We start from the raw sequence: 22325 nt of genomic DNA, 5'->3' as shown, positions 1-22325 counted from the left end.
TTTGCACATAGATTTTTTCGCCTGATCGCGCGAGAAGGCCAAATCCAGACGGTTTAGCACGCCTTTTTCCTGCCAGTTCAGCAACTCATCGCGATAGATAAAATCGTGCTCAAGCCGCTGGTCACCGAAGAACAACCAGTTTTTGCCTTTGGCACCCGTCGCTTCGCGTTCCTGCAAAAAAGCCCGGAACGGGGCGATACCGGTGCCGGGCCCCACCATGATCAGCGGTGTATTGCCGTCCGCGGGAACGCGAAAGGCTTTGTTCGGCGAAATAAAGATCGACGGTTTTTCGCCACGTCCTACGCGTTCCGCCAGGTAAGTGGAACAGACGCCGCTGCGCGCGCGACCCGCGCTGTGATAGCGCACGGAAGCGATAGTCAGATGTACCTGGTTTGGATGCGCCTTCGAACTGGACGAAATCGAATAGGCGCGATGCTGCAACGGACGCAGCAGCGCGACAAACTCGGGAATGCCAATGGTGCGCGCCAGCTCCAGCTGCAGCAGATCCAGTGAATCTTTGCCCCACAGCCAGACGCCCATTGCGTCCTTATCGTCATGCTGCAACACGTGGCGCAGCTCCTGGTTGGTCGTGTTCTGGCCGACCCATTCAATCAGCTTGCGTGACGGTTCTGAAATTTCAAACTGGTAGGTCAGCAAATCACCCAGGCTTCGGTCGTAGCCGGATACCGGCGTATCGTAATCCGCCTTCAGCTGCGCCAGCAGCAGGTTGACCAGCGTCGGATCGTTAACCGGGATCACGCCGAGCGCGTCGCCCGCTTCATATTTCAGGCCACTCTCGGTGAGGTCGAACTCGTAGTGGCGAATATCTTTATCAGAGTCCGGGCCGGAAAGGCGTCGGTTGGTCACCAGTGCTGCAGCGTAAGGGTTCTGCTTATTACTGCCTGGAATGACCGGCGCTTCAGGACGATTTTCCAGCGCTTTACCGCTGCTGCCTGCGCTGGCGGCAAACTGCGGCATGGAGGCACTCAGCCACTGATGTGAGGGGTCTTCATAGTCGATATCGCAGTCAATACGATCGTAGAGACGTTTAGCGCCCAGCTGCTCCAGACGCATATCAATAAACTTACCGGCCTGACAGAAGCCGTCATAGCCGGTATCGCCGATAGCCAGCACGGCGAAATTCATCTGCTCCAGACGCGGCGCGGTGCTGGCGGAGATAGCCTGCCAGAACAGTTGCGCGTTATCCGGCATTTCGCCTTCGCCATAGGTAGAGGTAATCACCAGTACATGACGCATGGCGGCAAAAATCTCAATATCCACCTCGCCGAGCGCCTGCACTACCGGCACCAGACCGCTGTCGCGGGCGGCTTTCGCCGCGCTTTGCGCCAGCGCTTCCGCATTACCGGTTTGCGAACCAAACAGAATATGCAACTGCGTGGTGGTGGCCGCGCCGGTCCCGCTATCAGCCTGCGGGCGCTCTTCAAGCACCAGCAGACGTGAATGTAATCCGGCAAGAAACCCCGCCAGCCAGTATTTTTGCTCGCCGTTGAACGGCGCGTCTTCAGGAATGTAAGGAATTTTCATCTGTTTTCTTTACTCGATCCGTCATATAAACAGGAGCTGGTCATCAGGAGAGTTTCCCGACGGCAGCAGCAATCTCCGGCAGCGCAGCGCGGGCGAACAGCTCCTCAAAGTCCGGCAGTCCTCCCAGCACTTCGCGGTTGCGCGCATCCTGGTAGATAATCCAGCCATAGGTCGCCAGGCTGTCCATCGAGCGGATGTTACGCTGCGTCAGCGCCGCTTTGTAATCCGCCATGCGTTTTGCGGCAATCAAACACGCCAGCTCATCATCGCTGTAGTTTTCAATCGCCGAGCGGGCATGGCGCTGTAGCTTGCTGACCAGTGCAAAATCTTCCGTCATCAGCAGGTTGCGTACCGCTTTTTCTACGGCAGCGTTATTGACCGGGGTCCCTTTTGGCAGGCGCGAAAGCGCGAGCTGTTGCGCGAAGCTGAGCACGGTGTAGTTGTTCAGCAGCACAAACATTTCCGGCGTATCGGTCGCGCCGTAAGCGGGCACCGCACCGTTGGCGATTGCGGATTTGTTTCGCCAGGCAGCTTTAAATTTTGCCACCTGGTGGGCCGCCATCGCGGTCGACAATTCTTCCAGCAGATCCTTACGCGCTTTCGCCTTCAGGATTTCCTGGCCATCCTGATAAAGCAGCAGCGAGCGCGGCATAACGTAAACAAAGTGTTGGCACTCGCTTTCCCAGTGTGCCAGCAGCCAGGCCGCACGAGGTGAGCCGGTCGCCGCCAGGTGCCAGCGCAGCATGGTCAGTACCGCATCCTTATGGGTTCTGGCCATCTCATCATTATCGGCGAGGGAACCGAACAGCACGGAGTCGCCTGCCGCATGGCTCGCCAGCTTACGGTACGGATCGTATTGATAAGCGAAGCCGCCGCTCATGCCGTTGCCGAAACCGGTGCCGAAGGTGCCCAGGTTCAGCACCGCGCCGTTGGTCATATATTCGCAGCAGAAATCACCAACGCCCTCGACCACCGCCGTTGCGCCGGAATTGCGCACGGCGAAACGGTCACCCGCCTGACCCTGCACGAAAAGCCGACCGCCGGTTGCCCCAAACAGCGCGAAGTTGCCGATCAATACATTCCCTTCCGCATCCTGTGAGCCGCCACCCGGCGACATCACCGCAATTTCTCCGCCGCACTGGCCTTTGCCCACACCGTCATTACAGGTGCCACGGTGGCGTAGCTGCATCCCATCGTTGCAAAATACGCCATAGGACTGCCCGGCGGAGCCGGATGTCGCTATTTTCACCGTTTCCGGTGCCAGATAGTAGCGCCCGCGATCGTCTGCCAGCGCGGCAGGCATTGCCGCCAGCTCTGCTTTACTCAGCTTGTGGTTTAGCAGGCGTTCGATATCAATAGCCAGCTGGCCGCCCACGCTCTTATTGCGGTTGTTCAGGGTGATGTCGCCGCCCAGTTCAATGACGCTTTCTGTAGGCAGGGCACGTTCAACCTGTGTGATCCAGCCGTCATCCAGTTCATAATCTTTTTCCAGATAAACCGGCTGCATAATTTTGATTTCTGGCACCACGGTCAGCATCGCACGCAGGTCGAGTTTGCCGACTTCCAGCGGGTGATCCATCAGGTGCAGCAGGTCGGCACGGCCACGCGCTTCACGCAGCGAGCGCAGTCCCAGACGCGCCAGGATCTCACGCACTTCATGCGCGACGTTCATAAAATATTGCGCCAGCTGGCGAGGATCGCCGTCAAAGGCTTCAGCGTTGGTAGTCAGACCGGCCGGGCACTTCACGTTGCAGTTTTTCGCCATCACGCACTTCAGCATCATCAGGGCCGTGGTGCCGAATTCAAAGCTGTCGCTGCCCAGCAGCGCGGATTTCACTACGTCGCTGCCGGTTTGCTGCGCGCCGGAACTGCGCAGCAGCACTTTGTCGCGCAGGCCATTGGCACACAGTGCCTGATGCACCTCGGCAATACCGATTTCTGCTACGCGTCCGGTGTATTTCAGGCTGGTGACCGAAGCCGCGCCGGTGCCGCCGGTATTACCCGCCACGTTAATAACGTCTGCGCCTGCTTTCGCCACGCCCACGGCAATGGTGCCGATACCTTCAGACGACACCAGCTTAACGATGACGCGTACACGAGCCGCTTTACAGTCGTGGATCAGCTGCGCCAGATCCTCAATAGAATAGGTGTCATGGTGCGGCGGCGGTGAAACCAGCTCTACGCCAGGGGTACCGCCGCGCGCTGCCGCGATCTCTACCGTGACTTTAGCCGCAGGTAGCTGGCCGCCTTCGCCGGGCTTGGCGCCCTGACCGATTTTGATCTCCAGCTCTTCCAGCATCGGATCCGCCAGATAAGCGGCCCAGACGCCGAAACGACCGGAAGCCAGCTGCTTGATGCGGGAGGCGCGGATGGTACCGTGACGAGAGTAATGCTCGCCACCTTCGCCGCAGTTGCTCATGCCACCAACCATATTAGTGCCGTGCGCCACCGCCTCATGGGCTGGGGCAACCAGCGCGCCGTGGCTCATTGCGCCAGAGGCGAAAGTACGGGTGATTTCGCTGGCCGGCTGCACGTCTTTTAAAGAGAGCGAAGGCGAAGTGGTAAACATCCGTGACAGGTATTCTGCCGCTCTGCCGGAAGCAATAATATGCAGACCGTCCGCCGTCACTTCGCCGCTGGCAATCTCGTCGGCGAAACGGCCTTTCAAGGCGCCAAGCAGGGCGGAGAGGCGTTCTACCTCGGTTTTCAGCCCCTGGATGGTATCGGAAAGACGCAGGGTAAAGCGGCCTTCGCTGCCGTCAGTGGCTTCGCATAACAGGCCACGTACGGCAAAACCGTTGTTAATCAGCGAATAGCGGCCCAGCTTGCGGGAAAACTCCGCTTCGCTATCCACGTGGGTCAGATCGGCTGGGAACGTCAGGATATCGCGCAGCGCGGCCGGACGACGTTTACGCTCTCCCTGCATCTGGCTGGAAAACTCGCGGTAGTCCGGCGTGATGGAGAAACGGTCAATCGTCTCGTTGGGAATGCGTTCAAAGCTGCTATCAGCAAAAGACGCCGGCTTGATATTAAAGGCGTTATCCAACCTGGCCAGCGTCATCAGCCGAATAAATTCGTCTTCTTCACGCGGTTTATCGACAAAGCGTAGCGGCTGCTCCGTCATGTCAATAAACGTCCTTACCGCGATAGTGCCATAAGAGTGGCCCGCGCCTTCAGCACGCTCTTTAAACAGGCCCAGCAGCGGCACTTCTGATTCACCCTGAATCCTCAGGGCGCTCTGGTGCCAGTCTACGGCCATCTGCGCAATAGTAGCGAAGCCTGCGCCGCCGACAGGCGTTTTGATATTCGGGAAATATTTCTTCAGCACCCGGTCTTCCGTATCCAGGAAGTTAGGCTCAAAGAATTCTCCGCAGCTGTAGCTTTCAACCGTACAGAGGCCCACTTTGCCCATGGTTTTCATCAGCGCTTTTTCAGCAGCTTTGGCATAGCGTTTGAAAGCTTTGTTGCCTTCTTCACCTTCGCCGTATTTCTCTTCCGCACGCATCTGCACGCCGAGTGGATAAATAGCGGAAGCGCCAAAGCCCAACGCGGCGGCGATATGGTGTGAGGAGATGCTTTGTCCGCTCTCTACCACCAGCGACACATCCAGACGCAGACCTTCCTGCACCAGACGCTGATTAATAGCGGAAACGACCAGCAGCATTGGAATGGCGGCACGCTCGGTCGAAATATGGCGGTCGGTCAGTACCGCGATGCCGCCCTGTTCACGGGCGAAACCCACGACCTGTTGCGCCAGATCGTCGATAGCCTGCTCCAGCGCGGCGGCGTTATCGGCGCGGCTCTGCGCATCGCTGCCGATGACCGGAAGATAAAGCATGTCAAAACGGGCGTAAGGCGCCACGTCCTGCTCGCGAAGCTGTAACATATCCAGATGCGTAAGGATCGGCGTCGGCACGATAATCTGACGGCCTTTACTGCGGCCCAGATGTGGCTTGGCGCCCAGCGCGACGCGCAGCGTCATGCCATCCACTTCGCGAATGGAGTCCAGCGGCGGGTTAGTGACCTGGGCAAAACGCTGCGAGAAATAGTGCGCCATGCCGCCTTCATGATCGGAAAGCCCGTTGATGGCGTTGCCGTACCCCATGGCGGAAATTTTCTCCGCACCGGTCGCCAACATCGGATCCATCATGAACTTGAAGCTTTCCTGGTTGTAGTAGTAAGCCACAAAACGCTGATAGGTTTTCAGATCGCCGCCGTAGCGCAAAGGCGACCCCTGGATCTCTGCAGGAACCGTTGGGAGATCGCTCAGCGTAACGCGTGCCTGAGCCAGCAGCGTCCGGTAATCTTGTTCCGCCGCCAGTTTTTCCAACGCTTCAAGCGTGGTGTAGCTGCGCTTGATGCTGTGATCGTAATAGAGCATGCCGCCAGCCTCAATGCGGCCGCGACGCAGAACGCTCTCCGGTGGGAAGGCAATCTGGCCCGCTTCTGACATGGCGCCGATATACTCAGTGGTTTCCACCGAGCGCAGCGGACGCAGGCCCAGGCGGTCGAGACGGGCACCGATAACGTCTCCGTTGCCGAAAATCAATGCGGCCGGACCGTCATTTTTCTCTTCGTACAGCGAGAAGTACTCCAGCATTGCGCGCACTTCCGGCGACAGCGTATCGTCGTTTTCCCAGGCTGGCGGCATCATTGAAACCACAGCTTTGATCAAATCAAGATTATCTTCCATCAGGCGGCTGTGGATACTTTGATCCAGTCGCGAGCTGTCTGACTGCCCCTTCGGCCGCACGATTTTCTTGCCACGAGCCAGGGCGAGCGCGGCTTCGGCAATACGGTTTTTACGGTCGGTGTTCAGTTCACCATTGTGCGCCATCAGGCGGAATGGCTGAGCCATGGTGGTATGCGGATCGGTATTTGTCGAAAAGCGGGTATGGAAAAACAAGCCGCGTACCTGATGATCCGGATCGGTCAGATCTTTGAAGTAAGGGATCACTTCATTGGAGTTCAGGCGCGCTTTGAAAACCTGGGTGCGCGAAGAAAGAGAAAGCGGATAAAGCCCGCCGAATTCGCTTTCGGTAAAGGCGCGCGCTTCAATATCCAGCAGGGCACGATAGATGCGTTTTTCAAAAGCGTTCTGGTCTGCTGTGTCGGCGGGCGCGTTAAAAATCCACTGCACGATAGGCAGCTGGAACTGAATAGCTGCCGGGCGCAGGACGCTGGTATCCAGCGGCATATCGCGCTTGAGAACGATCTCCAGCCCGTACGCGGCCAGGGTTTCTTCCACCAGACTTTCGGCGTTGGCGCGTAAGGTGCTGTCTTTTGGTACGAAAAAGTTGCCGACGCCAAAGCGGCCAGTGTTCAGCGGTAACCCGGTGATTTTGCGGAAAAAGTGCAGTGAGATATCCACGTTAACACCGGCACCGTCGCCTACGCCTTCGGCCGACATGCCGCCGCGATGGGGCACGGTGCAGAGCGCGCTGTGTGCCATCTGAAGAATCTCATGGGTCTGCTCGCCGTCCTTACGGGTAATGAAACCGACGCCACAACTGTCGTTCTCTTTCGATGGGTCGTACAGACCATAGGGAAACGCTTTTGGATTGGACATGGCAGACCTCCTGACTTCTTTGACATTACCTACGTTATTTCAGGCACAGAATGCAATGGAGAAGACTCCGGCTCTGTATCGTTTTTTCCTGACTGCTTATAAGTGGGCGACTGTGCGCCGGGCATGTTTTCTTCAGACCGTGCTGAAGGAAGCTGCTCGTTATTTTCCGGGTCTCTGAGAGGAGAAAGCCTGGGGAGTCTTCTTGCTGCATAGATATGCCGAGACACTGGCCCGTCAGGAACGCTTCCAGCGAAATTCCAACTTATCGGGAAAGCGTACTCAGGTCAAATAGGGCGCTTAGGAAGGTTTTATCGCGATGTATGCTAATTAACCTTTTGATTATTAAGTTTTTGTAGCACTTTTTTCTGCATGAGGCCCGGGCATTTAAACCCCCTTAAGTGTGAACTGTCTCACTGTAGTGCAGGCTGCAAATCTCTGCACCATGCTGGTGCCCGGTGTATTAACAGCACAAAATGCCAGGAAAGAGATATTAATTATTGAAAGCGACTGTTTTTAAGCGTGATGCTTATTTGGATTAAACTGCCTGGCATCATTAGTAAAATTAATCAGCCCTTTTTTGATTTTATCTGCGGTTAATATGAATGGTTATTCATTACGTTTCAGGTAAAAGCGTGGCCGCAGGCGCTTGTCGCCATGACTTTCAAAAAGGAATAATGCACTTAAGGCAAAACGGCACAGGCGGAATGAACGTCACTTTTCGCGTACCGGTGGGGCAGCCTGAGGTATACCCTGTATCACGAATACAGAGGGATGCCGGTAACCCATCCCAGCGACCGCCGGGACAGCGGTCATCCTCCCTTATTGAAAACAGCGGCAAGGCTTGCCAGGCAGATCCTTTTCTCTGGCCAGCGCGCGACACGCAGAGGGGGGCCAGGGGAGTTATCTCTCCTCCATCCCGCTACGGCTACGTCAACCGTGCCTTTTCTTTCGGCCTGCACCGAAGCGGTGCAGCGAGTGCGGAAAGCCGCCATCTTTGTCTTTTAAGCTTTTGCGGTATGATTGACGATACCGCTCCTGAAGAGATCTTTTATGAAACAAATTCGTCTGTTAGCCCAGTACTACGTCGATTTAATGGTGAAGCTGGGCCTGGTGCGCTTTTCACTGCTGCTGGCCTCTGCGCTGGTGGTGCTGGCGATGATCGTGCAGATGGCGGTCACCATGGTGCTGCGCGGTCATGTAGAAAGCATTGATATGGTCCGCTCGGTCTTTTTTGGGCTGTTGATTACGCCGTGGGCCGTCTATTTTTTGTCGGTGGTAGTGGAACAGCTTGAAGAGTCGCGACAGCGTCTGGCACGCCTGGTCGATAAGCTGGAAGAGATGCGGCATCGCGATCTTGAGCTAAACCAGCAGATGAAAGAAAACATTACCCAGCTCAATCAGGAGATCGCCGATCGTATCAAGGCGGAAAAAGCACGCCTGCAGGTGATGGATAAGCTGACGGAAGAGATGGCAAGACGCGAGCAGGCGCAGATCGAGCTGGAGCAGCAATCTTCCTTTTTGCGCTCGTTCCTGGACGCCTCGCCCGATTTGGTGTTCTACCGCAACATTGACAAGCAGTTCTCCGGCTGCAATCGCGCGATGGAGCTGCTAACGGGCAAAAGCGAAAAACAGCTTATCGGGCTGACGCCGCACGATGTCTACGACCCTGATGCTGCAACAAAAGTACTGGAAACAGACGAAAAAGTATTCCGCCACAATGTTTCTCTGACCTATGAACAGTGGCTGCAATACCCTGACGGCCGCAAGGCCTGTTTTGAGATCCGTAAAGTGCCTTATTACGACCGCGTGGGCAACCGTAGCGGGCTGATGGGGTTTGGACGCGATATAACCGAGCGGAAACGCTATCAGGACGCTTTAGAGAACGCCAGTAGGGAAAAGACCACCTTTATCTCTACGATCAGCCACGAGCTTCGTACGCCGCTTAACGGCATCGTAGGGCTGAGCCGCATCCTGTTAGATACCGGGCTGAATCAGGAGCAGTTGAAATACCTGAAAACTATCCACGTCTCGGCTATCACGCTGGGCAATATTTTCAATGATGTGATTGAGATGGATAAAATCGAACGCCGTAAGGTGCAGCTGGATAATCAGCCAGTTGATTTTACGGAGTTCCTGGCGGATTTGGAGAACCTTTCCGGCCTGCTGGCCGAGCCAAAAGGGCTGAAATTCGTCCTGGATGCCCGTCCGCCGCTGCCGCAAAAAATTATCACTGACGGCACGCGGTTGCGTCAGATCTTGTGGAACCTGATCGGTAACGCGGTGAAATTCACCCATCAGGGCAGCATTATCGTACGAGTAGCCTATCAGGGCGAAGACTGCCTGCGCTTTGAGGTGGAGGACTCCGGTATGGGGATCCCGCAGGATGAGCAGGACAAAATCTTCGCAATGTATTATCAGGTGAAAGATCAACACGGCGGTAAACCAGCAACGGGCACCGGTATTGGTCTGGCAGTTTCGCGTCGTTTGGCACAGAGCATGGGCGGAGATATCAGCGTCAGTAGCGCACCGGGCCAGGGATCCTGTTTTACGCTGACTGTTAATGCACCGCGCGTCGTCACGCAGCATGAAGATGAGCAGCCCGCGGACGATATGCCGCTACCGGCACTGCATGTTCTGCTGGTTGAGGATATCGAACTGAACGTGGTGGTGGCGCGGTCGGTATTGGAGAAGCTGGGCAACAGCGTGGAAGTCGCCATGACGGGCGCGGAAGCACTGGCGATGTTCGAGCCCGAAGAATTCGATCTGGTGCTGTTGGATATCCAGTTGCCGGATATGACCGGCCTTGACGTGGCGAGGGAAATTCACCGCCGCTACGGCCATCAGCAGCTGCCACCGCTGGTGGCGTTAACCGCCAACGTGCTGAAAGATAAAAAAGAATATCTGGATGCGGGCATGGATGATGTGCTGAGTAAACCGTTGGCAGTTCCGGCGCTGACCGCCATTATCCAGAAATACTGGGATTACCAGGAGCAGGAGCAGGAAGACGAGCGGACAGAGTCAGCTAATCCTGACGCCCCGGTGCTGCTGGATATCACCATGCTGGAGCAGTATATCGAGCTGGTCGGGCCGCAGCTGATTATCCAGAGTCTGGAAATGTTTGAAAAGATGATGCCGGGCTACCTGGAAGTATTGGACCTGAACATGACCGCGCGCGATCAAAAAGGGATTGCGGAAGAAGGGCACAAAATCAAGGGTGCGGCAGGATCGGTAGGGCTGGTGCATTTGCAGCAGCTGGCGAAACAGATCCAAAGCCCTGAACTGCCGGCATGGTGGGACAATGTGCAGGAATGGATTGACGAACTGAAACACGAATGGCGTAACGACGTTGCGGTACTGCGGGAATGGGTAACAAAGGTCCAAAAAAAATGACCCCGACCGAGGCCGGGGTGCGCGAATACTGCGCCAACACCAGGGAAACTTGAGGCCTGCGCTGTTCTTAAAGTAAGAGTATCGAAGCACAGGCGCGGTATTGGATAAAACGCTCAGCCACTACCTTAGCAAAACTCACATCACATGTTACAAGATTCATTAAAATGTGTGATGTTGAGCCGCGTTTCCAGACAGAAAACATTAATTTGATGATACAGTCAAGCACGGAATGAATTTATTCGCGATCTTGGTTAAATAATAGGCAATTGTGCCAGTTTTTATGCGGTTTTGATTGACGTACTCCGGTAACCGGTTCCATTGATCGCTAGCAGTGATGCTAAAAGAATTTTAGCGCAGATGGCAAATATTTAACTCTATGTAAAACATGTTTTTTTTGTGAGATTGCTGTCTCCCTTTATAAACGGGGCGAGCCGGTGCAAACGGAAGGCGTAATGAAAGTAATTAACTATTAATAAAGATGATTTCGTCATTTTTTCTTCAATTAGCGGAACGATTTTCGACCATGAGGCGAAAAGGGTAAGCGGGGGTCACAAGCGCTCTGAAGGGCCTTTAAGATGAAATTAGCAAAAGCTAATTCACCGTATTTATAAGAATTGTGAATGAATGAGACCGGTTTCAGGCAGCCAATAGCCTTGATTATTTCTTGACCTTTACAGGTTCGTTTTCAGAATGGAACCGATTCCGAATGCGCGGAAGTGATTGAAGCAGTTACTACATTTAAAAAGTGCTTTTGGTAACGGGTAAATGCAAACGTTTACAGTAAGGCAAACTGACGACGCTTTGCTCACGCGTTTTATCTCAAATGAGCAGGTTCTTGTTACAGGGATTCATAAGATCATCACGGATAAATATTCATGAAACAACATAAAAAAACCCGCGGACAGCGGCTCAAAACCTGGGCATTACGCATAACGATCGGCCTGTTCGGGATCGCGATCGCCGGGATCCTGCTTTTCTCTTTTTTGCCTGTTCCTTTTTCTGCCGTGATGGCGGAAAGGCAAATCGGAGCCTGGCTGAAGGGCGATTTCAGCTACGTGGCGCATTCAGATTGGGTGGAGATGAAGGCGATCTCCCCCTGGATGCCGCTGGCGGTTATTGCCTCTGAGGACCAAAAATTTCCCGACCATTGGGGTTTTGACGTTCAGGCAATTCAGTCGGTGCTGGATGGCGAAGAGAGCCGTATGCGTGGGGCCTCTACGCTGTCACAGCAGACTGCGAAGAACGTTTTTTTATGGGATGGGCGCAGTTGGGTACGCAAGGGACTGGAGGCGGGCCTGACGGTCGCGCTCGAAACGGTCTGGACAAAACGTCGTATTTTAACCGTCTATCTGAATGTAGCGGAGTTCGGCGAGGGAGTATTTGGCGTGGAAGAGGCATCGCAGCGCTATTTTCATAAGCCTGCCAGTCATCTGACCATGGCGGAAGCGGCGTTGTTGGCGGCAGTACTGCCGAACCCCGTTCGCTTTCGCGTCGATGCGCCCTCGGCTTATGTCCGCCAGCGGCAACAGTGGATCTTACGGCAAATGCGGCAGCTGGGCGGAGAAGGCTTTCTGAACGCGCACAAGCTGCGCTGAGAGTGAGAAGGGGGTTGCCCTTCAGTATAAAGAAAGGAAAGCGCTCAGGCGCGCTCAGCGCGTCTGAGCCGGTAGTCAGTCCTCATCAAAGCCGGCGTTGAAAAGTTCGATCACCGCCGCCAGGGCTTTTTCTTCTTCCGGCCCGCTGGCTTCGATCTCAATCTGCCCACCTTTCGCCGAATCCAGCATCAGCAGTGCAATGACGCTGCTGGCTTCCGCTTCCGTGCCGCTTTCGTTGCGCAAAAGCACTTCGGCGTCAAAACTCTGCACCAGTTCAAACAGCTTCATCGCCGGCCGGGCATGCATGCCCAGCTTATTTTTAATTTCAACAACTTGCTTGACGGTCATGATTTACGCTTTTCCAGAGTTCGATGACGAGACTGCACGTTTTTGCCACGCGATCGGAAATAGTCAGCGAGCTGTTCGGCGATATAAACCGAACGGTGCTTACCACCGGTACAACCAATCGCCACGGTAAGATAGCTACGATTGTTAGTTTCCAGCATCGGCAGCCAAAGCTCAAGGTAGCTGCGCGTCTGATAGATAAAGTTGTGCACTTCAGTATGACGATCCAGAAAGGCAGCCACCGGACGATCCAGCCCTGTCATCGGACGCAGTTTTGGATCCCAGTGTGGATTAGGCAGAAAGCGAACGTCAAAAACGTAATCGGCGTCGATAGGGATACCGTGTTTGAACCCAAAGGATTCAAATACCATTGTCAGTTCGCGTTCTCGCTTACCTAACAGGCGCGTGCGCAGCATCTCCGCCAGTTCATGCACCGACATCTCTGAAGTATCGACAATCAGATCGGCGCGCGAGCGAAGCGGCTCCAGCAGATCGCTCTCCTCATCAATTGCGCTTTCCAGCGAAAGATTTTTACTGGAAAGCGGATGCAGGCGGCGGGTATCGCTGTAGCGTCGGATCAGCGTATTGCGATCGGCATCCAGAAACAGCAGCTGCGGTGAAAAGCTGTCGGGCAGGCCGGTCAACGCTTTTTCAAAGATTTCCGGCGACTCGGGCATATTGCGCACGTCAATACTGACGGCCGCCGAGATGTTACGATCCGCCAGTGACCTGGCCAGCTCCGGCAGCAGCACCACGGGAAGGTTATCCACGCAGTAGAAGCCCATATCCTCCAGCGCCCTCAGCGCGACGGACTTGCCGGAACCAGAACGCCCGCTGACGATCATCAGCACCATGACTTATTCTCCTGATTTGAAGCCTTTCCAAAGGGATAGGGATCTTCCCTGTCTGAACACGCCCGGACCGGGAGTCCGGCCCGATAAGGCTTAAGAGGCGGCCTGCGTATCCTCCGCCATGATCGCAAAAAGCTCTTCGTCGCTTTGCGCCGCGCGCAGGCGGCGGCAGACCGTTTTATCGGCCAGGCGTTTCGCAACCAGCGAGAGCGTATGCAAATGCGTTTTACACTGATCGGCAGGCACCAGCAGGGCGAAAAGTAAATCGACCGGTTGATTGTCAATGGCGTCAAAGGCGACCGGCTGATCGAGACGAATAAATACGCCCACCGCGCGCAGCGTGTCTTCCACCAGCTTGCCGTGCGGGATCGCAATGCCGTTACCTATACCGGTACTGCCCATACGTTCACGCGTCAGGATCGCTTCAAAGATCGTCTGATGCGGCAAATTAAGCTGTTTGGCTGCCAGCTCGCTGATAATTTCCAGTGCCCGCTTTTTGCTCTGGCAGTGAACGCCGTTGCGGGTACAGGAAAGGCTCAGGACCGAGCTTAGTTCCAGTGTCAGGTCATTATTCATCATAGGTTCACTTAGGTATTCATTTTCGCCTGGCAAAATGGCACTGCCTGACCACGGGTCAGACAGGCCATTTGTCGAATGCATAATATGCCCGTTGATTAGCGACCCGTCCTCTGCCAGCAGAAGACGAGCCTGATAATTTACACCACATTCTTAGCAGACAAGGGTGGCGGAAACGACTTCAAGGGAAATTAATGCTGTTTCAGCTTGTCTTTATGTTTATTTAGCTGGCGTGTCAGCTTGTCTATCAGGCCATCAACCGCCGCGTACATATCTTTTTCTTCCGAGGTGGCGTGCAACTCACCCCCGCTGACGTGTAGCGTCGCATCGGCTACCTGCGTCACCTTTTCCACCTTCAGAACAATATAAACCTGCCCGATACGGTCAGTGTACTGCTCCAGCTTGGCGAATTTAGCCGTAACGAATTCACGTAAAGGTTCGGTAATTTCAACATTCTGCCCGGTAATATTGAGTTGCATAAGCTCTTCCTTATCTGTTCGTTCAGACCAGCTGCTTGCGCTGGTTTGAGGGCGGGATGGATAAAGACTCTCGGTACTTCGCGACGGTACGGCGGGCCACCATGATCCCCTGATCGGAGAGGAGGGTGGTTAGCTTGCTGTCGCTAAGAGGCTTGGCGGGGTTTTCCGCCGAGATCAATTTCTTCACCAGTGCGCGAATAGCCGTGGAAGAGGCTTCGCCGCCGCCTTCGGTATTCACGTGACTGGAGAAAAAATATTTCAGTTCAAAAATACCGCGTGGGCGGTGCAGGTATTTTTGTGTGGTAACGCGTGAAATTGTCGATTCGTGCATCTCTACGGCGGAGGCGATATCCGCCAGCACCATAGGACGCATAAATTCCTCGCCCTGCTCGAAGAAAGCCTGCTGCTGGTCGACGATGCAGCGCGTCACTTTCAGCAGCGTATCGTTGCGGCTTTCCAGGCTTTTAATCAACCAGCGGGCTTCCTGCAGGTTACTGCGAATGAACTGGCTGTCGCTGTCGCTGCGCGAGCTGCCGCCCAGCGAGGCGTAATGCTGATTAATTTTCAGACGCGGCACGCTGTCGGCGTTCAGTTCAACCAGCCAGCGGGTGCCGATTTTACGGACCAGCACGTCCGGAATGACATATTCCGGTTCGCCGGTATTGATAGACTGACCGGGACGCGGATCGAGCGACTGAATCAGCTGCATAGCATTTTTCAGTACGTCCTCTTTCAGACGCGTGACGCGCATCAGGCTACGGAAGTCATGATTGGCCAGCAGATCCAGATGGTCGCTGACAATAAGCCTGGCCTCTTTCAGCCAGGGCGTCTCGTCTACAAACTGCGACAGCTGGACCAGCAGGCAGTCGCGCAGATCGCGGGCACAGACACCAATCGGATCGAACCGCTGTACGCGCTTCAGTACCGCCTCGACTTCTTCTGCCGACAACTCTTCGTTACCGATACTTTCCTGAATGTCCTGCAGGGACACGGTAAGATAACCGGTCGGATCCACGGCGTCGACAATAGCCGTGGCAATAGCGCGATCGGTATCGGTAAAAGGCGTTAACTCCACCTGCCACATCAGGTAATCCTGCAATGTCTGGGTCGTCTCGCCCTGATAAACAGGCAGCTCGTCGTCGTGATAGTCAGTGCCGGTACCGGACGGCGTGCCGGCGGTATAGATTTCGTCCCAGGTGGCATCAAGCGGCAGTTCTTCCGGCATATCTTTTTGTTCAAGCGCCTCGCGGGTATCCAGCGCCTCTTTTTCCTGATATTCGCGGCTGTCGACTTCTTCATGAAGGTCGGTTTGTTCAAGCAGCGGGTTGCTTTCCAGCGCCAGCTGAATTTCCTGCTGGAGTTCAAGCGTAGAGAGTTGCAGCAGACGTATTGCCTGCTGCAGTTGTGGCGTCATGGCAAGCTGTTGGCTAAGCCTGAGCTGCAAACCTTGCTTCATATTCAGGATACTTATTCCTTAAAAATCTTGACCGGTTTGAACACCTTATCAGAGTCTGAACTCTTCACCTAAATAGACGCGCTTAACTTGTTCATCCTGGAGGATTTGCTCAGGCGAACCGTGGGCAATCAGATGCCCCTGGCTGACGATATAGGCTCGTTCGCAAACGGCCAGCGTTTCACGGACGTTATGGTCGGTAATCAACACGCCCAGGCCGCTGTCGCGCAGGTGTTCAATAATCTTTTTAATATCGATAACCGAAATGGGATCGACACCGGCAAAAGGCTCATCCAGCAGAATAAATTTAGGATTTGCCGCCAGCGCACGGGCGATTTCCACGCGACGACGTTCCCCGCCGGAAAGCGCCTGACCCATGCTGTCGCGCAGGTGAGCAATATGAAATTCATCCATCAGCTCGTTGGCGCGGTCGGTGCGCTGCTCTGTTGTCAAATCATCACGGATTTGCAGCACCGCCATCAGGTTGTCGAACACGCTCAGCCGACGGAAAATAGAGGCTTCCTGAGGCAGATAGCCAATGCCGCGACGTGCACGTGCGTGCAGCGGAAGAATACTGATATCTTCATCGTCAATAACAATGCGGCCCGCGTCACGCGGCACAATGCCAACCACCATATAAAAAGTGGTGGTCTTACCGGCACCGTTAGGACCCAGCAGGCCTACGATTTCCCCGGATTTCACCTCCAGGCTGACATCTTCTACCACGCGCCGGCCTTTGTAGGCCTTCGCCAGGTTTTGCGCAATTAACGTTGCCATGGCTTAGTTACTCTTCCTGGTCGACGAGGTGCTCTTATCCTGCAGCTGCGAAGGCACCAGTACGGTCGTGACGCGTTTGCCGGTGTTGCCGTAAGCCTGCATCTTTTGCTCTTTTACCAGATAGGTAATGCGGTCACCTTTAACGTTGCTATCCAGCTGCTCCAGGTAGGCGCTGCCGGTCAGCTCGACGAAATCTTTTGCCAGCTCATAGTGCATTTTTTGCGCGTGGCCTTTTACGGGCTTGCCGCTGTCCTGCATCTGATAAAACGTCGCTGGATTGCCCCAGGCATCCACGATGGTTTTATTGCTGTCGCCATTGGGGCGCGTAACCACAACCTTGTCCGCGGTGATTTTAATCGAGCCCTGGGTCACGATGACGTTGCCGGTAAAGGTGGCTACGTTGCCCTGCATGTCCAGCGCCTGATTTTCGGAGTCGACGTTAACCGGCTTATCCGAGTCGCCCGTCAGGGCGAGAGCAGGCAGGCTGGCCGTCAGCAGCAGGCCGAGCGTCAAAAACTTAAGGTTGGTTCGCATTCTGAATTTCATAGGAGGTTTTGACCTTTTCAATCAACTCGGCGGTTTTCTTCCGTAAATTGCCACGCATCTTCATGCCGGTAGAGCTGAAGCTGTTGCCGTACAAGCTTACCTTATCTTCTGAGGTAACGTCCTGCGTGACAAGGTTCACTACGGCGTTATCGGTTTTAATTCGTTGTAGCTGGGCGTCCTGCGTCAGGCTGTTGACCTCGACGTGACCGTAAAGATAAAGCATACGGTCATCGGTGAGCTTGGCCTTATCGGCCCGTACCGACCAGGTCGGCACTTTATTTTCGTCATAGGTAGTCATTATCGGATTATCGAACCAGCTTATCGCCTCCGCCGAAAAGTAGGTCACTTTATCGGATACCAACTTATAGCTCAGCCCACCTTCCGGGTTATAAACCACCGTGCGGGACGACTGGCTGGTGTAGGTCGGCTCCAGCGCATTGCTGGCCGCGGGCGCGGGCTTATTCGTATCGGTGAGGTTCCAGCCGATCAGCACAATCGCTACCAGCGCCAGCAGGAGCGTAATCCAACGCCTTGTTTTACTCATACAGACTGCCCTTTGGCCTTATCAAACTTATCCTGTGCGATTAAAATCAGATCGCAAATTTCACGTACAGCACCGCGTCCGCCTGCAATACGGGTAACGTAATCGGCACGGGGAAGCAGCACGGGATGCGCATCGGCTACGGTGACGCTCAAACCGACTTCCGCCATGACCGGCCAGTCAATCAGGTCATCGCCAATATAGGCAACCTGCTCTGGCCTGAGCGACAGTTTATCCAGGAGTTCACGGAAGGCCAAAAGCTTATCCGACTGGCCCTGGTAAAGATGTGTAATGCCCAGCGTGGCGCAGCGATCTTCCAGCAGTTTCGCCTTGCGACCGGTGATAATAGCGACTTCCACGTCCGAGGTCAGTAGGCAGCGAATGCCATAGCCGTCCCGCACGTTAAACGCTTTTAGCTCCTCACCGTTATTACCCTGATAGATAATGCCGTCAGACATCACGCCATCCACATCGCAAATCAACAGCTTAATGTTGCGTGCGCGTGCCATCACGGCCTCACTCACGTCGCCATAACAGGTACTTATCCAGCTTGCGCCAGCCATTTTTTTTATTCCTTGTTAAACCACGCCGGCACGCAGCATGTCATGCATATGCACTACGCCAAGCAGCTGATCGCCGTCGGCTACCATCAAAACGGTGACGTTACGGTTTTGCATCAGATTCAGGGCATCCACCGCCAACGTATGGGGCCTTACGCGAATGCCGCCCGTCGTCATTACGCTGGCAATACTGGCACGCTGAATATCGATGCCCATATCAAAGACGCGCCGCAGATCGCCATCGGTGAAAACCCCTTCGATCTTCATCAAATCGTCACAGATTACTGTCATACCTAAATTTTTACGGGTGATTTCCAGCAGGGCGTCACGCAGCGAAGCGTCACGACTGACGTGAGGAATTTCATCGCCGCTGTGCATGATATCGTCAACGGTCAGCAGCAGCTTGCGGCCCAGCGTGCCGCCGGGGTGGGAGAGGGCAAAGTCCTCAGCCGTAAAGCCGCGCGCTTTCAGCAGCGCTACCGCCAGCGCATCGCCCATGACCAGCGTCGCCGTGGTGCTGCTGGTGGGCGCCAGGCCCAGTGGGCAAGCTTCCCGCGGTACTTTAACACAGAGATGGATATCCGCCGCGCGGCCCATCGCGCTGTCGGGGCGGCTGGTCATACAGATAAGCGACACGCGCAGCCGCTTCAGCACCGGGATGAGCGCAAGGATCTCAGAGGATTCGCCGGAGTTGGAAATGGCGATAACGATATCGCCCGAGCTAACCATACCGAGATCGCCATGGCTGGCTTCCGCCGGGTGCACAAAAAACGCCGGCGTACCGGTACTGGCAAAAGTAGCGGCTATCTTTTTGCCGATATGACCCGATTTCCCCATGCCCATGACCACGACTTTGCCGTGGCAGTTGTAAATCTGCTTACAGGCTTTGGTAAAGTCTTCGTTAATGTACCGATCGAGTTGTTCCAGCCCCTGGCGTTCAATCGCCAGAACATCTTTTCCCGCCTGCTGAAAATCAAAGTCGGGCCGTAGCGTAGGTGACATAAGTTCTAATCCTTTTACCAGAAGGTGGCTGAAGGAAGCCAGTAAAGTAGCGCGACCCAGGCGATGAAACCGGTCAGCAGCAGCGCACCCGCTACTCTGCCGATACAACGGTTACGCCGCAGGCAGATCAGCGTAAACAGCGCGCTGACGCCCAGCATTATCCAATAATCGCGGGCAAAAGCGTGCATATCCACCGCGTCCGGATGCAGCAGCGCCGGCACACCCAACACAATGGCAATATTGTAGATGTTGGAACCAATCAGATTGCCGATAGCAATATCATCTTCACCTTTCAGCGCACCGGCAATGACCGTGGCCAGCTCCGGCAGGCTGGTGCCAACAGCAATAACCGTCAGGCCGATCACCAGCTGGCTGACACCAAAAAAATTCGCGATAACCGTTGCGTTGTCGATAACCATACGGGTCGACATTGGCAAAATGATCAGTGCCACGCCCAGCCAGAGAAAAGCCACCGTGTTGCCTGTATCGTCACGCGGCAATTCGGCGAGCTGTTCGCGCGTTAGCGAATCGGTATCACCGCGCTCGGCTTTACGGGCAATGTTGATAATAAACAACAGATAGCCTGCCGCAAAGGCAATCAGGATCAGGCCGTCGTTGCGGCTCAGCATATTATCAAACAGGAGCAAGCCACTGATGAGCGTAATCAGCAGCATGAGCGGCAACTCGCGCGCCAGCAGCCTGGAGTGCAGTCTTAAGGGATGCAGTAGCGCCGCGCCGCCAAGGATCAGCAAAATATTGGTGATGTTGGAACCGACCGCGGTTCCGACGGCTAAGTCCATCTGACCATGCAGCGAAGCTGAAAAAGAGACGATCAGTTCAGGCAATGAGGTGCCTATGCTGACAACGGTCATGCCGATAATCAGCGGGGGAACGCCAATCGCGCGGCACAAAATGGCCGCGCTGAACACCAGACGATCTGCACCATATACCAGCAGGACCAGGCCGATAATCAATAGTGCGGTAGCTACAAGCATGAAATGTCCTTTGATCGGGTATAATCGTCGGCTTGCCTTGCACGACGAGTAAAACGGGCCGGGCGGCCTGAAGAATGCGCTGATTTTGACGGTCTGAAGGCAAAAAGTAAAACTTATGCCAACTTTCGCTACGTCGGACAGTTAAGTTTCTGTAAAAGTGTCCAGTTCCGGTGGTTATACGTTACCATCGGTAGGGGATGAAATGCCTGGAAAAGAGGATAAGAGGTCACAATGAGCCAGACGGAGACGAATTTGGTGGACGTCCGGGGCGTCAGCTTCGCTCGCGGCGATCGCCCGGTTTTCGATAACATCTCGCTTACGGTGCCGAAAGGGAAAGTCACAGCCATTATGGGCCCTTCAGGCATTGGTAAAACCACGCTGCTGCGTCTGATCGGCGGCCAGCTGCGTCCCGACGCCGGTGAAATCTGGTTTAACGGGGAAAATATACCCGCGCTTTCACGCTCGCGGCTCTATGAAGCGCGTAAAAAAATGAGCATGTTATTTCAGTCCGGCGCGCTGTTCACTGACCTGACGGTCTTTGACAATGTTGCCTGGCCGCTGCGTGAACATACGCAGCTGCCGCCCGCGCTGCTGCACAGTACGGTGATGATGAAGCTGGAAGCTGTCGGCCTGCGTGGCGCGGCCCAGCTAAAACCTTCCGAGCTATCCGGCGGTATGGCGCGGCGCGCGGCGCTTGCCAGAGCTATCGCGCTGGAGCCCGATCTGATTATGTTCGATGAACCTTTCGTCGGGCAGGATCCCATCACCATGGGCGTGCTGGTCAAGCTGATCGACGAACTGAATCACTCGCTGGGCATGACCTGCATCGTGGTTTCGCACGACGTGCCGGAAGTGCTGAGTATTGCGGACTACGCCTATATTATTGCCGGACAGAAAGTTATCGCTCAGGGAACGGCCAGTGCGCTGCATGAAAATGAAGACGCCCGGGTCCGTCAGTTTATTGACGGTATCGCCGATGGCCCGGTCCCTTTTCGTTTTCCCGCAGGAGACTATCTGCAGGATTTAACCGGCTCAGGGAGTTAATCTGATGTTACTACGAGCACTGGCGTCCGTTGGGCGTCAGGGGATCAATACTTGCGCCTCGTTTGGCCGTGCCGGGCTGATGCTTTTCCACGCGCTGATAGGCGTTCCCCGCTTTCGCAAACATGCACCGCTGGTGATCAAGCAGCTTTACAGCATTGGCGTGCTGTCACTGCTGATTATCGTGGTTTCCGGCCTGTTCATCGGCATGGTGCTTGGGTTACAGGGGTATCTGGTCCTGAACACCTACGGTGCTGACAGCAGTCTGGGGATGCTGGTAGCGCTGTCGCTGCTGCGTGAGCTGGGGCCGGTTGTCACGGCGCTGCTGTTTGCGGGCAGGGCAGGCTCGGCGCTCACGGCAGAAATCGGCCTGATGAAGGCGACAGAACAGCTCTCCAGCATGGAGATGATGGCGGTCGATCCGCTGCGCAGAATTATTTCTCCTCGCTTCTGGGCCGGTTTTATCAGCATGCCGCTGCTGACCCTGATCTTTGTCGCGGTAGGCGTTCTGGGCGGCGCTATCGTGGGCGTGAGCTGGAAAGGCATCGACGGCGGTTTTTTCTGGTCAGCGATGCAAAACGCGGTGGATGTCCGTACCGATATCGTTAACTGCGTGATCAAAAGCGCCGTTTTTGCTTTTACCGTCACCTGGATTGCCCTGTTTAACGGCTACGACGCCGTGCCGACTTCTGAAGGCATTAGCCGGGCGACGACGCGTACTGTAGTACATGCTTCTCTGGCTGTGCTCGGTTTGGATTTTGTGCTGACAGCACTGATGTTTGGGAACTGATTCGATGCAAACGAAAAAAAGCGAAATTTGGGTAGGGGTCTTTTTACTGCTGGCGCTTTGCGCGGCGCTGTTTCTCTGCCTGCGCGTGGCAGATTTGAAATCTTTGGGCAGTGAACCCACCTGGCGACTCTATGCCACCTTCGACAATATCGGTGGCCTGAAAAGCGGTTCTCCGGTGAAAATCGGCGGCGTAGTGGTCGGTCGGGTAACGGATATCGGTCTGGATGAAAAAACCTATCTGCCACGCGTCTCAATGGATATCGAAGAAAA

The 22325-nt window shown here is 55.0% G+C and carries 18 protein-coding genes; 5 read left to right on the top strand and 13 right to left on the bottom strand.

Features of this window, described 5'->3' with window-relative positions:
• Together RTK32_RS04455 and RTK32_RS04450 are read right to left on the bottom strand one after the other, a co-directional pair.
• The coding region (locus RTK32_RS04455) for a sulfite reductase flavoprotein subunit alpha (RefSeq protein WP_312042296.1) at nucleotides 1–1545 on the bottom strand (1545 nt) is incomplete at its 3' end.
• A 43-nt stretch (nucleotides 1546–1588) separates the two neighbouring features.
• Nucleotides 1589–7114: a glutamate synthase-related protein gene (locus RTK32_RS04450; RefSeq protein WP_312042295.1), complete on the bottom strand. Its 5526-nt coding sequence runs from the start codon at nucleotides 7112–7114 to the stop codon at nucleotides 1589–1591.
• A 1050-nt stretch (nucleotides 7115–8164) separates the two neighbouring features.
• On the opposite strand from RTK32_RS04450, the gene arcB reads away from it, so the two are divergent.
• Nucleotides 8165–10504: an aerobic respiration two-component sensor histidine kinase ArcB gene (arcB, locus tag RTK32_RS04445; protein ID WP_312042294.1), complete on the top strand. Its 2340-nt coding sequence runs from the start codon at nucleotides 8165–8167 to the stop codon at nucleotides 10502–10504.
• Nucleotides 10505–11379: 875 nt separating this feature from the next.
• Nucleotides 11380–12099 carry a monofunctional biosynthetic peptidoglycan transglycosylase gene (mtgA, locus tag RTK32_RS04440; protein WP_312042293.1) on the top strand — a complete coding sequence of 240 codons (720 nt, stop codon included), beginning with the start codon at nucleotides 11380–11382 and terminating at the stop codon, nucleotides 12097–12099.
• Between the two features lie 75 nt (nucleotides 12100–12174).
• Here the strand turns inward: mtgA and npr are convergent, their stop codons facing one another.
• From npr to RTK32_RS04385, 11 genes are all read right to left on the bottom strand, one after another.
• Complete coding sequence (gene npr, locus RTK32_RS04435) at nucleotides 12175–12447, bottom strand: PTS phosphocarrier protein NPr (RefSeq protein ID WP_125287082.1); 273 nt, start codon at nucleotides 12445–12447, stop codon at nucleotides 12175–12177.
• On the bottom strand, nucleotides 12444–13298 hold the full coding sequence (gene rapZ, locus RTK32_RS04430) for an RNase adapter RapZ (RefSeq protein WP_125287083.1): 855 nt from the start codon (nucleotides 13296–13298) through the stop codon (nucleotides 12444–12446). Before rapZ ends, npr begins: the two co-directional genes overlap by 4 nt.
• A gap of 90 nt (nucleotides 13299–13388) precedes the next feature.
• Nucleotides 13389–13871, bottom strand: coding sequence for a PTS IIA-like nitrogen regulatory protein PtsN (ptsN, locus tag RTK32_RS04425; protein WP_312042297.1), 483 nt, complete (start codon nucleotides 13869–13871; stop codon nucleotides 13389–13391).
• Between the two features lie 191 nt (nucleotides 13872–14062).
• Nucleotides 14063–14350 carry a ribosome hibernation promoting factor gene (hpf, locus tag RTK32_RS04420; RefSeq protein WP_312042292.1) on the bottom strand — a complete coding sequence of 96 codons (288 nt, stop codon included), beginning with the start codon at nucleotides 14348–14350 and terminating at the stop codon, nucleotides 14063–14065.
• A 22-nt stretch (nucleotides 14351–14372) separates the two neighbouring features.
• On the bottom strand, nucleotides 14373–15806 hold the full coding sequence (rpoN, locus tag RTK32_RS04415; RefSeq protein ID WP_312042291.1) for an RNA polymerase factor sigma-54: 1434 nt from the start codon (nucleotides 15804–15806) through the stop codon (nucleotides 14373–14375).
• 48 nt (nucleotides 15807–15854) lie between these two features.
• Nucleotides 15855–16580, bottom strand: coding sequence for an LPS export ABC transporter ATP-binding protein (gene lptB / locus RTK32_RS04410; RefSeq protein ID WP_312042290.1), 726 nt, complete (start codon nucleotides 16578–16580; stop codon nucleotides 15855–15857).
• Nucleotides 16581–16583: 3 nt separating this feature from the next.
• Complete coding sequence (gene lptA, locus RTK32_RS04405) at nucleotides 16584–17126, bottom strand: lipopolysaccharide ABC transporter substrate-binding protein LptA (RefSeq protein ID WP_312042289.1); 543 nt, start codon at nucleotides 17124–17126, stop codon at nucleotides 16584–16586.
• Complete coding sequence (gene lptC, locus RTK32_RS04400) at nucleotides 17098–17670, bottom strand: LPS export ABC transporter periplasmic protein LptC (protein WP_312042288.1); 573 nt, start codon at nucleotides 17668–17670, stop codon at nucleotides 17098–17100. The genes lptA and lptC overlap by 29 nt, the downstream gene beginning before the upstream one ends.
• Nucleotides 17667–18230 (bottom strand): 3-deoxy-manno-octulosonate-8-phosphatase KdsC, encoded by a 564-nt coding sequence (gene kdsC / locus RTK32_RS04395; RefSeq protein ID WP_312042287.1) that lies wholly within the window; start codon nucleotides 18228–18230, stop codon nucleotides 17667–17669. Before kdsC ends, lptC begins: the two co-directional genes overlap by 4 nt.
• Nucleotides 18231–18245: 15 nt before the next feature.
• On the bottom strand, nucleotides 18246–19229 hold the full coding sequence (kdsD, locus tag RTK32_RS04390; protein ID WP_312042286.1) for an arabinose-5-phosphate isomerase KdsD: 984 nt from the start codon (nucleotides 19227–19229) through the stop codon (nucleotides 18246–18248).
• Between the two features lie 14 nt (nucleotides 19230–19243).
• The gene (locus RTK32_RS04385; RefSeq protein ID WP_312042285.1) at nucleotides 19244–20224 is read right to left on the bottom strand and encodes a calcium/sodium antiporter; all 981 of its coding nucleotides are present in this window, start codon (nucleotides 20222–20224) and stop codon (nucleotides 19244–19246) included.
• A 231-nt stretch (nucleotides 20225–20455) separates the two neighbouring features.
• On the opposite strand from RTK32_RS04385, the gene mlaF reads away from it, so the two are divergent.
• From mlaF to RTK32_RS04370, 3 genes are all read left to right on the top strand, one after another.
• Nucleotides 20456–21268: a phospholipid ABC transporter ATP-binding protein MlaF gene (gene mlaF, locus RTK32_RS04380; RefSeq protein WP_125287093.1), complete on the top strand. Its 813-nt coding sequence runs from the start codon at nucleotides 20456–20458 to the stop codon at nucleotides 21266–21268.
• A 4-nt stretch (nucleotides 21269–21272) separates the two neighbouring features.
• Nucleotides 21273–22055 (top strand): lipid asymmetry maintenance ABC transporter permease subunit MlaE, encoded by a 783-nt coding sequence (gene mlaE / locus RTK32_RS04375; protein ID WP_312042284.1) that lies wholly within the window; start codon nucleotides 21273–21275, stop codon nucleotides 22053–22055.
• Between the two features lie 4 nt (nucleotides 22056–22059).
• The coding region (locus tag RTK32_RS04370) for an MlaD family protein (RefSeq protein ID WP_312042283.1) at nucleotides 22060–22325 on the top strand (266 nt) is incomplete at its 3' end.

Origin of the sequence: Erwinia sp. (assembly GCF_031978025.1) — a bacterium.
Lineage (GTDB): Bacteria > Pseudomonadota > Gammaproteobacteria > Enterobacterales > Enterobacteriaceae > Erwinia.
The sequence above is the reverse complement of the archived record's forward strand: the minus strand, read 5'-3'. Positions and strand labels throughout refer to the sequence as shown.